The following is a 12,401-nucleotide window of genomic DNA, read 5'->3' as shown; positions in this document are numbered from 1 at the left end:
TCAACCGGGGAAGGGCCCGACCACCATGTTCTGATACATGCCCCAGAGCGCGGTGACGAAGATCGAGACCATGCCGATCGCCTGGACCGCGATCCGGTGCCGCGCGAGACGCCGCCGGAGCGGTGCCCCGGAGAGCCCCTGGGCAGCCAGGATATGGGCGGTGCGGAGGCTGAGGAGGCCGACGAGCGACATCGGCAGGCCGAGAAGGAAGAGCGCCTGGGCGAACTCCACGTCGAACCAGAAGCCCGAGACCCCGAGGCCCGCGAGCAGGAAGGTGCCGATGGCGGTGATCCAGAGCCCGGCCTCGTGGCCGATCAGCAGGAGCCGGTTGACGTTGACCCGGACCATGTCCTCGAGGTCGGTTTGTGCCTGGCCGCCGCGGCGGGCGGCACGGCCGACCATGTCGAAGGGCACGCCGAGGACCCAGTGGCTGGCGGTCGACCACATCACCGCAAGCGCGATCCAGAACCAGAGGTTCGAGAAGGACCGCATGTCGATCACTTCGAGGATGGTGAGGTGCCAGTCCAAGCCTGCTCCGTCGCCTGTGGGTCGTCGCGCCTCTGGGTGCGCTGGCACGGGGCTCGACCCGCGCCTGTCCCTTATTCCCGCTGCGCGGCGTGATGACAACGGATTTTGGCGGGATGGGAGGGTGGTGAGAGGTCGGGGCGGCAGGGATGCCATAGGGGGGGCGTGGGATGGTGGTGATGGGTATCGCTCAAGAGCGGTGGCATGGTGGTGGATGCGAGTTGGGATGGCCCAGGGTCAGTGGGATGACTGTGGCGATGGATGTTTGTGACTGATCGGCGGGATGGCCCTTGGCTTTGAGCGGTGGGAAGGTGTGAGGGTCGGCAGCGCCCGTGCGACTTGGGGCCATGCCCCTGCCCTCAGCGACTGGCTGCGCGCGCTCCGGCCTAAGGGCATTCGAGCGGGACGTGCGGCGCCCTGCCCTGTCCAACTTTCGCGCCCATGCCGCCGCACCGCCTTCCATCCGAGGCTTGATGCCCATCCCGCCCCGGCCTCTCGCGCCACGCCGATTTCCCCGCGCGACCTGCGCCCGAATAGCACCGAATGTGCCGGGCGCGCGCCGGACCGGCCCCTTGGGCCGGCGCTCCTTGGGGTGGCGTGCTTAGCTTGTAGTTTGTCCTGACCTTGTTGGGATAAAGCGCCTCGCTCGGAGGTCGGCAGCGCCGGCCCCCGGTCCGGCGCGCGCCCTCTGGTGCGAGGGGTGGCGAGGGGTGCGGAGCTCGAGCTGTTGGCGTTTCGGCGGAGTGTGATGCCGGGCTGGTGGACAGACAGCGTAGTGGGCTGCGGGCCCGACTCCTTGAGCTGACATGCCAATGTCATTCTCAGACCGTGCGGATCGTCGCAGATGCACAGGCCCCGGCAGAACCGAGCCATGGCGACGCCTGCGAATACGGTTTTGTTGCAGAGCACAGCGCCAACGCTCCAGCTCCGACCCCACCCCCAAGCACTGGACTTCCCGCCCGCCCTTGTGCACCCAATGGCGCAACCCGAGCCACACGAGGTGCCCGTCCCATGACGCCCGTCCAAGCCCCCTACCCCGCCACGCGCTTCCGGCGCACCCGGCAGAGCCCGGCGTTGCGCGCGCTGGTGCAGGAAACCAGCCTCGCGCCCTCGGATTTCATCTGGCCGATCTTCCTGCGCGACGGCGAGGACCTGGCCGAACCGGTGGCCTCGATGCCCGGGGTGCAGAGGCTCTCGGTCGACCGCGCGGTGGCGGCGGCGCGCGAGGCCCGGACGCTGGGCATCCCGGCGATCTGCCTTTTTCCCTACACCGATCCCGCGCTGAAGACGCCGGGCTGCGAGGAGGCCTGGAACCCCGAGAACCTCTCGAACCGGGCGACCCGCGCGATCAAGGAGGCGGTGCCCGAGGTCGCGGTGATGACCGATGTGGCGCTCGATCCCTACAACTCCGAAGGCCACGACGGCTTTGTCGAGAACGGCGAAATCGTCAACGACCGCACCGTCGAGGCGCTGGTCAGACAGGCGCTCTCCCAGGCCGAGGCCGGGGCCGACATCATCGGACCCTCGGACATGATGGACGGGCGGATCGGCGCGATCCGCGCGGCGCTCGAGGCCGAGGGCCACCAGAAGGTCTGCCTGTTGAGTTATGCCGCGAAATACGCCTCGGCCTTCTACGGGCCCTTCCGCGACGCGGTCGGCGCCTCGGGCGCGCTCAAGGGCGACAAGACCACCTACCAGATGAACCCCGGCAACACCGAGGAGGCGCTGCGGCTGGTCGCCCGCGACCTCGAGGAAGGCGCCGACATGGTCATGGTGAAACCCGGGATGGCCTATCTCGACATCTGCCACCGGGTGAAGGAAGCCTATGGCGCGCCGACCTTCGCCTACCAGGTCTCGGGCGAATACGCGATGCTCGCGGGTGCGGCCGAGCGCGGCTGGCTCGACGGGCCGCGGGTCATGCTCGAGAGCCTCCTGGCCTTCCGCCGGGCGGGCTGCGACGGGATCCTGACCTATTTTGCCCCGGAGGCGGCCCGCGCCCTCAACGGCTAGCGGTTTCATGCCGAAAGTGCCCAATATCGGGTGACAATACCTCGCCATAGGCGTAACTTTGCCGCGATCCGGCGCAAGACCGGGCGGGCGCGGCGCCCTTCGGCCCCGCGCGGCAAGAGAGACACAAGGCCGCCCAGAGGCGCGGCCCATCGAGAGGCGAGCAGGACGATGACGAAGATTTCCCGCCGCGGTTTCACCCTCGCGCTCGGCGCGACGGGGCTACTGGCGGCCTGCAACAACGGGGTCGGATCGAACGGGGCCGCGCGCATCGACGCGCGGGTCGATACGACGCTGAACATGCTCTACGCGCAATACCCCGGCACCACGCAGCTGCGCGACAAGGCCGCCGGCATCCTGGTCATGCCGCTGGTCACCGAGGCCGGGCTGGGCTTCGGCGGCGCCTACGGCCGCGGCGCGTTGCGCGTCGGCGGCGGCACGGTGGACTACTACTCCGTGGCGCGCGCCTCGGGCGGCATCCAGATCGGCGCCCAGCAATACGCCCATGTGCTGTTCTTCATGACCCAGGAGGCGCTCATGGGCTTCCGCCGGTCGCCCGGCTGGTCGGCGGGCGCCAACGTGGAATACGCCATCCCCGAGGGCGGCGAGACCCTGGCGGCGGAGACGCTGACCTCCACCGCCCCGGTCATCGCGGTGATCTTCGGCCAGGCGGGCTTCCGCATCGGCGCGACGCTCGAAGGCTCGAAATATACGCGGATCATTCCGTGAGATGAGCGGACGCGGGCGCCTGTCTGGCGCCCGCGGCTGGTCTGGCCCTCGGCGCGCTTTCGCGCGCTCCGGGCGGGTTTAGAGGGCGCTGCCCTCTCTTGGCGGCTCTGCCGCCAATTCACTCCCGAGGTATTTTTGCCAAGCTGAAGCAGGGGGCGGGGTGCCGTTGTCCCTTGGGTCGGGCTGTGGGGGATTGAGTGCGGGATCCTTGGGAGGAGGAGGAGGGTGCGCCGGGCCTGGGTTTGGTGCTGCGGCTGAGGGTCGGCCGGGGCGCGGTGGTGCTTTTGGCCGGGCTTCGAGGCGGGACTGGTGATTGCGCCGGGTGCTGTCCGGGCGGGCGCGCGTGCGGGAAGCGCAGGGCGGGCTTGGGACAGTCATTGAGCGCCTTGCGCGGCAGGCCCGCGCAGGCAAGCTTGGAGCCCTGCGCGGGCGGCGCTGCCCTTGGCGCGGTTGCGGGCGGGCCCCTGTGACAGGGCCCGCCCGCCTGGGTTTCAGAGCCCCCGGGCTTCGCGGATCAGGCGCAGGATGTCCTGGGCGGCTTCGGGGATATTGGTGCCGGGGCCGAAGATCGCTTTCACGCCCTGGGCTTTCAGGAACTCGTAGTCCTGCTGCGGGATCACCCCGCCGCAGATCACCAGGATGTCCTCGGCGCCCTCGGCCTTGAGCGCTTCGATGAGCTGCGGGGCCAGCGTCTTGTGGCCCGCGGCCTGGCTCGAGATGCCGATCACATGCACGTCGTTGTCGATCGCGTCCTGGGCGGCCTCCTCGGGGGTCTGGAAGAGCGGGCCCACGTCCACGTCGAAGCCGATGTCGGCGAAGGCGGTGGCGATCACCTTGGCGCCCCGGTCGTGGCCGTCCTGGCCCATCTTCACAACCAGCATGCGCGGGCGGCGGCCCTCGGCCTCGGCGAAGGCCTCGACCGATTTCTGGATCGCGGCGAAGCCCTCGTCGCCCTCGTAGGCGGCGCCATAGACCCCCGCCAGCGTCTTCACCTCGGCCCTGTGGCGGCCGAAGACCTTTTCCATGGCCATCGAAATCTCTCCTACAGTGGCGCGGGCCCGGGCCGCCTCGACGGCACCCTCGAGCAGGTTGCCGCCGGCCTCGGCGCGGCGCGACAGCTCCTCGAGCGCGGCGTCGCAGGCTTGCTGGTCGCGGTCCGCGCGGATGCGCTCCAGCGCCGCGACCTGGCCCTCGCGGACCTTGGCGTTGTCGATGTCGAGGATGTCGAGGTCGTCCTCCTTGGGCAGGCGGTACTTGTTGACCCCGACGATCACGTCCTCGCCGCGGTCGATCATCGCCTGGCGGCGGGCGGCGGCCTCCTCGATGCGCAGCTTCGGCATGCCGCTTTCCACCGCGCGGGTCATGCCGCCCATCTCCTCGACCTCCTCGATCAGGGCCCAGGCCTTCTCGGCCAGGTCATGGGTCAGCCGCTCGACGTAATAGGAGCCCGCCAGCGGGTCGACGACCTTGGTCACTCCAGTCTCTTCCTGCAGGATCAGCTGGGTGTTCCGAGCGATCCGCGCGGAGAAGTCGGTGGGCAGGGCGATGGCCTCGTCGAGCGCGTTGGTGTGCAGGCTCTGGGTGCCGCCGAGGACCGCCGACATCGCCTCGTAGGCGGTGCGGATGACGTTGTTGTAGGGGTCCTGTTCGGCGAGGCTCACCCCCGAGGTCTGGCAATGGGTGCGCAGCATCTTCGAGCGCGGGTTCTTGGCGCCGAGGTCGGTCATGATCCGGTGCCAGAGCATCCGCGCGGCGCGCAGCTTGGCCACCTCCATGAAGAAGTTCTTGCCGATGGCGAAGAAGAAGGACAGCCGGCCCGCGAAGCGGTCGATGTCCATGCCGCGCGCCACCGCCGCCTCGACGTATTCCTTGCCGTCGGCCAGCGTGTAGGCGAGCTCCTGCACCAGGTTCGCCCCGGCCTCCTGCATGTGGTAGCCGGAGATCGAGATCGAGTTGAAGCGCGGCATCTCGTTCGAGGTGTATTCGATGATATCCGCGATGATCCGCATCGAGGGCTCGGGCGGATAGATATAGGTGTTGCGGACCATGAACTCCTTGAGGATGTCGTTCTGGATCGTCCCCGAGAGCGCCGAACGGTCGTGGCCCTGTTCCTCGCCCGCGACGATGAAGCTTGCCAGGACCGGGATCACCGCGCCGTTCATGGTCATCGAGACCGAGACCTGGTCGAGTGGGATGCCGTCGAAGAGGACCTTCATGTCCTCGACCGAGTCGATCGCCACGCCCGCCTTGCCGACATCGCCGACGACGCGCGGGTGGTCGCTGTCGTAGCCGCGGTGGGTGGCCAGGTCGAAGGCCACCGAGACCCCCTGCTGGCCGGCGTCGAGCGCGCGGCGGTAGAAGCGGTTCGATTCCTCCGCCGTGGAGAAGCCCGCGTATTGCCGGATCGTCCAGGGCCGGCCGGTGTACATGGTCGCGCGCACGCCCCGGGTGAAGGGCTCGAGCCCCGGCAGCGAGCCCAGGTGCGGCAGATCCGCGGTGTCCTCGGCGGTGTAGAGCGGCTTGATCGTCAGCCCCTCCAGCGTCTCCCAGTCGATCGCCTCGAGCGGGCGGTCCTTCAATTCCTTCTGCGCGAGGGCGCGCCAATCGTCGATCCTGGCACTCATGTCGTCATCCTCTCTGGTCGGGCCGGTGCGGGGCGGCGCGGCGGGGCCTTCGGGCCCGGACGGCGGCCTGCGTCAATTTTTTCGTGAACGGGGGGAGTTACGGGATTAGAAACCGGGGGTTTTGGGCATATATTGGCGGGCATGACGCGGATCTTCACAGCCCTCGCCCTGACCCTGTCCATGTCACTTGCCGCGCCCGGCGCGCAGGCCGCGGATGCCGGGGCCGATCCCACCGAGCTTGTCCAGGAGGCCGGCGAGCGCAGCCTCGAGGAGTTCCTTTGGCTGAAACGGCCGATCGTGGTCTTCGCCGACAGCCCGGCCGATCCGCGATACGTCCAGCAGATGCAGTTCATCGCCGACCGGCCCGACGCGCTCGAGGATCGCGACGTGGTGGTGCTGACCGACACCGACCCCGCGGCGCGCTCGGCGCTGCGCCGCGAGCTCAGGCCGCGCGGCTTCATGCTGGTGCTAATCGCCAAGGACGGCACGCGGGTGCTGCGAAAGCCCTTCCCCTGGAGCGTGCGCGAGCTCAGCCGCTCGATCGACAAGCTGCCGGTGCGCCAGCAGGAGATCCGCGACCGCCAGGGCACGACGCGCGAGTGACGCGCCGCGCCGCCCGGGCGGAGATATGCCGCGCGGGGCCCCATGGCCTTATTCGAACTCCATGATCACGTCGTCCACGGCGAGGCTGTCGCCGGGGCCCGCGTTGATCTTGGAGACCACGGCCTTCTTCTCGGCGCGCAGGATGTTCTCCATCTTCATCGCCTCGACGGTGCAGAGCGCCTGGCCTTCCTGGACCTCGTCGCCCTCGGCGACATTGACCGAGACGATCAGCCCCGGCATCGGGCAGAGCAGCATCTTCGAGGTGTCCGGCGCCTCGCGCTCGGGCATCAGCCGGGCGAGATCGGCCTGGCGCGGGGTGCGCACATGCACCTTGAGGTCCGCCCCGCGCGAGCGGATGCGGAAACCGCCCGAGATCTTGCCGACCTTCATGATCAGCGGCGCGCCGTCGATCTGCATCCGCGCCAGCGCGTCGCCCGGGGTCCAGCCGCCAGTCACGCGGTGGCTGCCGCCATCGGCGAAGCGCACGGTGGCGCCCTCGGGGTCGGCCTCGACTTTGACGTCGAAGCTTTCGCCCTGGAGCGTCACGTTCCAGTCGCTGCCGACGTGGCGCTCGTGGTTGTCGAGCCGGCCCGAGATGCGCGCGCGGCGGATCTCGGCGATGCGGTTCATCGCCGCCGTGGCCGCCGCGATCCGGCGCAGCGAGGCCGCGTCGAGCGCCACGCCGCCGAAGCCCTCGGGGTATTCCTCGGCGATGAAGGCGGTGGTCATGTCGCCCGCGGCGAACTTCGGGTGATCCATGACCGCCGAGAGGAAGGGCAGGTTGTGACCGATGCCCTCGACCTCGAAGGCGTCGAGCGCGATGCGCATGGTCTCGATGGCGCTAGCGCGGTCCTGCCCCCAGGTGCAGAGCTTGGCGATCATCGGGTCGTAATACATCGAGATCTCGCCGCCCTCGAAGACGCCGGTGTCGTTGCGCACCACGCCCTCGCCCAGGGGGCCCTCCTCGGGCGGGCGGTAGCGCGTCAGCCGGCCGATCGAGGGCAGGAAGTTGCGGTAGGGATCCTCGGCGTAGAGCCGGCTCTCCATCGCCCAGCCCTTGATGCCCACGTCGCCCTGCGCGATCGAGAGCGCCTCGCCGCCGGCCACGCGGATCATCTGCTCCACGAGGTCAATGCCGGTGATCAGCTCGGTCACCGGGTGTTCGACCTGCAGGCGGGTGTTCATCTCGAGGAAGTAGAAGTTCTTCTCGCCGTCGACGATGAACTCGACGGTGCCGGCGGAGGTATAGCCCACCGCCTTGGCCAGCGCGCAGGCCTGTTCGCCCATCTTGCGGCGCGTCGCCTCGTCGAGGAAGGGCGAGGGCGCCTCTTCGATGACCTTCTGGTTGCGGCGCTGGATCGAGCATTCCCGCTCGTTGAGGTAGATGCAGTTGCCGTGCGAATCCGCCAGCACCTGGATCTCGATGTGGCGCGGCTGGGTGACGAATTTCTCGATGAAGATCCGGTCGTCGCCGAAGCTGTTGGCGGCCTCGTTCTTGGAAGACTGGAAGCCCTCGCGGGCCTCCTCGTCGCTCCAGGCGATGCGCATGCCCTTGCCGCCGCCGCCGGCGGAGGCCTTGATCATCACCGGGTAGCCGATCTCGGTGGAGATCTTCACCGCCTCCTCGGCGTCCTCGATCAGGCCCATGTAGCCGGGCACGGTGTTCACCCCGGCCTCCTGGGCGAGCTTCTTCGAGGTGATCTTGTCGCCCATGGCCTCGATCGCGCCCTTGGGCGGGCCGATGAAGGCGACGCCCTCGGCCTCGAGGGCCTCGGCGAACTTCGGGTTCTCCGACAGGAAGCCGTAGCCCGGGTGCACCGCCTCGGCGCCGGTCTCGCGGATCGCGGCCATGACCTTGTCGATCACGATGTAGGACTGGTTGGCGGGCGCCGGGCCGATGTGCACCGCCTCGTCGGCCATCTCGACGTGCAGGGCGTTCTTGTCGGCGTCGGAGTAGATCGCCACGGTGGCGATGCCCATCTCACGCGCGGTCTTGATGACCCGGCAGGCGATCTCGCCGCGGTTGGCGATCAGGATCTTGTTGAACATGGGCGTCCCCCCTTCAGTGGGCCGCGGGGCCGCGCGGGGCCCCTTCGGCAGCGTGCAAAGAAAAAAGGCCACCGGGGCGCCCTGCCCCGATGGCCTTCGGAATATCTGTCAGGGACCGCGCGAGGGCGGTCCGGCTGCGATCAGCAGCGGTTCGGATAGGTCCGGCAGTAAGCGACGTTGCCCGCCGCGCCGACCACGGCGCCCGTGGTGGCGTCGCCGCCGGTGGCTGCTGCGGTGCCGGCGCCGGCCGCGCCGCCGATGAGCGCCTGCTCACCGAGGGTGTCGCCGCAAGCCGCGAGACCGAGAAGGGCGAAGACTGCCGAGATTTTTGCGATGTGACGCATGGATTCTGCTCCCTGATAGGCAAAGAAACGTTCGATAGTGCGATAACACACAAGTTTCGAACGGGGTTCCATCCGAAAAGCGCATCAGAGCCGTCTTGGGCGGATTGCAGCCCGTCCGTCGCGCGGCGGCAGGCACCGCGCGCGGGCCGATCGGGGAAAAGACCGGGCGGTCGGATCGGGGATAATCCGGACCGCCCGGAAGGGGAAGGGTAACGGTAGACGGCCGGTGCAACGAACCGGACCGCGTGCGATCCCCTTGGGGACAGGGGCAGAATGTCGCGGCCCCCCTGCCCCGGAAACCCCGGATTCCCGGTGCGGCGGATTTCGGCTTCTCCCCGCTCATCGGGCCTGTGGCTCGGCAAGATCATGCCCAGATGTCCCCGTCGATGGCCTCGGGGAAGGCGGCGCGGGCGGCGGCCTCGTCGATCACCAGGAGGGCGTCGTAATCCTCGGGGTCGAAGGGGTCGTCATAAGGCAGCACCTCGCGCCCGAAGAGCCAGGACAGCCGGCCCGCGTCGAGGTTGCCGCGCGCGAAGGGCTCGGTGCCGAACTGGTCCCAGAGGGCTGCCATGAACCACAGGTCCGCGCGCCGGTCGGGGGCGCGGCGGTCGGCGTAACGGTCGCGCCGGACCAGCGGCGTGGCGCCCTTGGGGTTGGCGCGGCGGATGGTGAACTGGAAGTCGCTGCCGGGCAGACGGCCCGGGAAACCGCGGTGCTTGATCATCGGCCCGCCTCCTGAAGAAGGCGCCGCGCGGGGCCGGGAACCGGGGCGGCGGTGTGACGCCGCCCCGGGACGCGATTACTTGTACTTGCCGGTCTGGACCGGCTCAGTGGTGATCGGCTCGGGCTCGACCACGACGAACTCTTCTTCGGCTGCCTGCTGGCCGCAAGCTGCGACTGCGGTGACGAAGCCGAAAAGTGCGAGAAGTTTGATGCTCTTGGACATTCCTGTCTCCTGTTGTTCCGTAGCGGATGCACGGACGCTGCCTCAGTCAATGCGCCGTGTCCAGTCGAGGTTGCGATTGCTTGGGTGCAATCGCGACCGACCATATAGCAAGACGAAAGCGGAAGACACGGGGCGCCTTGCGCAGTCGCGGAATCACGCGCGACTGACGCAGGTTGTCCACAGGCCCGGGCCATGAAAACAACATCTTGCGGGTTCATCAGAAAGCCTCCCAGATGCAGCGGTCGTCTTCGATGCGATAGGCCTCGAAGACCTGGGTGATGCCGGGGTGCGCGACCCCGAAGACCGAGGGTTCGGAGCCGATGGAGATCACCAGCCGGTCGGGCCGCGGCCTGTCTGCCGGAAAACCGGGCAGCGCCACCTCCTGGCAGAGGTAATCCATATCGGCGGAAAGCTGCTCAAGGTCCTCGGCGCGGGCGGTGATGGCGGGGTCGACATAGCGCATCCGCATGAGCCGCTGACCGCTGTCGCGCTCCTCGACGAGAATCTCCTGGAGCGCCGCGGAGGCGCCCGAGGGCAGCGCGACCTCGGCCTCGGCACCGCCCTCCTGCGCCACGGCAGGCCCGGCGCAAAGGGTCAAAGCCACGGCGGCAGATCCCGCGAGGGACGCCGGCCAAGACATTGATAAGGGGGGAAAGTGGCAGCCCCGGCCCCGTTGCCGGGCTCCTCCCGCCGAGGCTGCCGAAAGGCGGGTCGCACCCGCATCTCTCTCCTGGCGCTGGCCCGGAAACCGGGCCGTCAGAGCGCGGGTCAAGACCCCGCCGCCAGGACGTTGGACGGCACCCTGACGCAGCGCCGCGTTTTCCGCAAGATCAATCTTTGGGCGATGTGCTTCATGCCGATGCATGTCGCGTCCTTTGCTGCCTCATTGCGCCTGAGCGGGGCAAAGGCCGCTTGGCCCCTGCCCGCCCGGATCACAGCGGAATGTTGTCGTGCTTCTTCCAGGGATTCTCGAGCTTCTTGCCCCGGAGCGAGGCAAAGGCCCGGCTGACCCGCCGCCGCGTCGAGCGCGGCTGGATCACCTCGTCGATGAAGCCCTTTTCGGCCGCGACGAAGGGATTGGCGAAGCGGTCCTCGTATTCCTGGGTGCGCGCAGCGATCTTCTCGGCATCGCCCAGCTCGGAGCGATAGAGGATCTCGGTCGCGCCCTTGGCCCCCATGACCGCGATCTCGGCGGTGGGCCAGGCGTAGTTGAAATCCCCGCGCAGGTGCTTCGAGGCCATCACGTCATAGGCCCCGCCATAGGCCTTGCGGGTGATCACCGTGACCTTGGGCACCGTCGCCTCGCCATAGGCAAAGAGAAGCTTCGCCCCGTGCTTGATGACGCCGCCGTATTCCTGCCCCGTCCCCGGCAGGAAGCCCGGCACGTCCACGAAGGTCAGGATCGGGATCTCGAAGGCGTCGCAGAAGCGCACGAAACGCGCCGCCTTGCGCGAGCTGTCGATGTCGAGACAGCCCGCGAGCACCATCGGCTGGTTCGCCACCACGCCCACGGTCTGCCCCTCGAGGCGGACGAAGCCGGTGATGATGTTCTTCGCGAAGTCTTCCTGGATCTCGTAGAAGTCGCCCTCGTCGGCGACCTTCACGATCAGCTCCTTCATGTCGTAAGGCGTGTTCGCGTTCTCGGGCACCAGCGTGTCGAGCGAGCCTTCCTGCCGGCCCGGCTCGTCGAAGAAGGGCCGCACCGGCGGCTTCTCGCGGTTGTTGAGCGGCAGGAAGTCCACCAGGCGGCGGACCTCGGCCAGGGCCTCGACATCGTTCTCGAAGGCGGCATCGGCGACCGAGCTTTTCTTCGTGTGGGTCGAGGCGCCGCCGAGCTCCTCGGCGGTCACGACCTCGTTGGTCACGGTCTTCACCACGTCGGGCCCGGTGACGAACATGTAGGAGCTGTCCTTCACCATGAAGATGAAGTCGGTCATCGCCGGGCTGTAGACCGCCCCGCCCGCGCAGGGGCCCATGATGACCGAAATCTGCGGGATCACGCCGGAGGCCATGATGTTGCGCTGGAAGACCTCGGCATAGCCCGCGAGGCTTGCCACGCCTTCCTGGATGCGCGCCCCGCCAGAGTCGTTCAGCCCGATCAGCGGCGCGCCGTTCTGCATGGCCATGTCCATGATCTTGCAGATCTTCTGGGCATGGGTCTCGGAAAGCGAGCCGCCGAAGACGGTGAAGTCCTGACTGAAGACATAGACCATGCGGCCGTTGATCGTGCCCCAGCCGGTGATCACGCCGTCGCCGTAGGGGCGCTGTTTCTCCATGCCGAAATCGGTGCAGCGATGGGCCACGAACATGTCGAACTCCTCGAAGGAGTCCTCGTCGAGCAGCAGCTCGATGCGCTCGCGCGCGGTCAGCTTGCCCTTGGCGTGCTGCGCGTCGATGCGCTTCTGCCCGCCCCCGAGCCGCGCCTCGGTGCGCCGCTCTTCCAGCTCGCGCAGGATATCTTTCATGACCCACTCCCTTGTCGCATAAGCTGCACCTGCCAAATCGCGGGGGGCCGGACAAGAAAAATTCGGCAAATTTGCAAAGTTTGGAAAATCTTGACTTTGCGAAATGCAA

The 12,401-nt window shown here is 68.2% G+C and carries 11 protein-coding genes; 3 read left to right on the top strand and 8 right to left on the bottom strand.

What is annotated here, in order from left to right; all coding sequences use genetic code 11:
- Entirely contained in the window at positions 1–528 is a 528-nt protein-coding gene (locus tag ACX938_RS03615; RefSeq protein ID WP_459430013.1) for a component of SufBCD complex, read from the bottom strand.
- Positions 529–1,536: 1,008 nt separating this feature from the next.
- Here ACX938_RS03615 and hemB point away from each other — a divergent pair.
- Together hemB and ACX938_RS03605 are read left to right on the top strand one after the other, a co-directional pair.
- Positions 1,537–2,535 (top strand): porphobilinogen synthase, encoded by a 999-nt coding sequence (gene hemB, locus ACX938_RS03610; protein ID WP_232755392.1) that lies wholly within the window; start codon positions 1,537–1,539, stop codon positions 2,533–2,535.
- Positions 2,536–2,703: 168 nt separating this feature from the next.
- Positions 2,704–3,261, top strand: coding sequence for a lipid-binding SYLF domain-containing protein (locus ACX938_RS03605; protein WP_232755393.1), 558 nt, complete (start codon positions 2,704–2,706; stop codon positions 3,259–3,261).
- 491 nt (positions 3,262–3,752) lie between these two features.
- Here ACX938_RS03605 and scpA read toward each other — a convergent pair whose 3' ends face one another.
- Positions 3,753–5,885 carry a methylmalonyl-CoA mutase gene (gene scpA / locus ACX938_RS03600; RefSeq protein ID WP_459430012.1) on the bottom strand — a complete coding sequence of 711 codons (2,133 nt, stop codon included), beginning with the start codon at positions 5,883–5,885 and terminating at the stop codon, positions 3,753–3,755.
- A 141-nt stretch (positions 5,886–6,026) separates the two neighbouring features.
- Here scpA and ACX938_RS03595 point away from each other — a divergent pair, with 141 nt between their 5' ends.
- The gene (locus ACX938_RS03595) at positions 6,027–6,488 is read left to right on the top strand and encodes a DUF4174 domain-containing protein (RefSeq protein ID WP_459430011.1); all 462 of its coding nucleotides are present in this window, start codon (positions 6,027–6,029) and stop codon (positions 6,486–6,488) included.
- 48 nt (positions 6,489–6,536) lie between these two features.
- Here the strand turns inward: ACX938_RS03595 and ACX938_RS03590 are convergent, their stop codons facing one another.
- The 6 genes from ACX938_RS03590 to ACX938_RS03565 all read right to left on the bottom strand — a co-directional run bounded on the left by ACX938_RS03590 (position 6,537) and on the right by ACX938_RS03565 (position 12,292).
- The gene (locus ACX938_RS03590) at positions 6,537–8,537 is read right to left on the bottom strand and encodes an acetyl-CoA carboxylase biotin carboxylase subunit (RefSeq protein WP_459430010.1); all 2,001 of its coding nucleotides are present in this window, start codon (positions 8,535–8,537) and stop codon (positions 6,537–6,539) included.
- A gap of 140 nt (positions 8,538–8,677) precedes the next feature.
- Positions 8,678–8,881 carry a hypothetical protein gene (locus tag ACX938_RS03585; protein WP_232754977.1) on the bottom strand — a complete coding sequence of 68 codons (204 nt, stop codon included), beginning with the start codon at positions 8,879–8,881 and terminating at the stop codon, positions 8,678–8,680.
- Between the two features lie 364 nt (positions 8,882–9,245).
- Complete coding sequence (locus ACX938_RS03580) at positions 9,246–9,605, bottom strand: hypothetical protein (RefSeq protein ID WP_459430009.1); 360 nt, start codon at positions 9,603–9,605, stop codon at positions 9,246–9,248.
- A gap of 75 nt (positions 9,606–9,680) precedes the next feature.
- Positions 9,681–9,827, bottom strand: a complete 147-nt coding sequence (locus ACX938_RS03575) for a hypothetical protein (protein ID WP_232754975.1) — start codon at positions 9,825–9,827, stop codon at positions 9,681–9,683.
- A gap of 217 nt (positions 9,828–10,044) precedes the next feature.
- Positions 10,045–10,431 carry a DUF6497 family protein gene (locus ACX938_RS03570; RefSeq protein ID WP_459430008.1) on the bottom strand — a complete coding sequence of 129 codons (387 nt, stop codon included), beginning with the start codon at positions 10,429–10,431 and terminating at the stop codon, positions 10,045–10,047.
- A 328-nt stretch (positions 10,432–10,759) separates the two neighbouring features.
- Positions 10,760–12,292 (bottom strand): acyl-CoA carboxylase subunit beta, encoded by a 1,533-nt coding sequence (locus tag ACX938_RS03565; RefSeq protein ID WP_459430007.1) that lies wholly within the window; start codon positions 12,290–12,292, stop codon positions 10,760–10,762.
- Between the last annotated feature and the right edge of the window lie 109 nt (positions 12,293–12,401).

This window comes from Roseivivax sp., assembly GCF_054552075.1.
This window is presented reverse-complemented; position numbering and strand designations above follow the sequence as displayed.

Coding starts and splice junctions, on each gene's coding strand:
- hemB (WP_232755392.1), top strand. CDS start 1,537: ATGACGCCCGTCCAAGCCCCCTACCCCGCCACGCGCTTCCGGCGCACC.
- ACX938_RS03605 (WP_232755393.1), top strand. CDS start 2,704: ATGACGAAGATTTCCCGCCGCGGTTTCACCCTCGCGCTCGGCGCGACG.
- scpA (WP_459430012.1), bottom strand. CDS start 5,885: ATGAGTGCCAGGATCGACGATTGGCGCGCCCTCGCGCAGAAGGAATTG.
- ACX938_RS03595 (WP_459430011.1), top strand. CDS start 6,027: ATGACGCGGATCTTCACAGCCCTCGCCCTGACCCTGTCCATGTCACTT.
- ACX938_RS03590 (WP_459430010.1), bottom strand. CDS start 8,537: ATGTTCAACAAGATCCTGATCGCCAACCGCGGCGAGATCGCCTGCCGG.
- ACX938_RS03585 (WP_232754977.1), bottom strand. CDS start 8,881: ATGCGTCACATCGCAAAAATCTCGGCAGTCTTCGCCCTTCTCGGTCTC.
- ACX938_RS03580 (WP_459430009.1), bottom strand. CDS start 9,605: ATGATCAAGCACCGCGGTTTCCCGGGCCGTCTGCCCGGCAGCGACTTC.
- ACX938_RS03575 (WP_232754975.1), bottom strand. CDS start 9,827: ATGTCCAAGAGCATCAAACTTCTCGCACTTTTCGGCTTCGTCACCGCA.
- ACX938_RS03565 (WP_459430007.1), bottom strand. CDS start 12,292: ATGAAAGATATCCTGCGCGAGCTGGAAGAGCGGCGCACCGAGGCGCGG.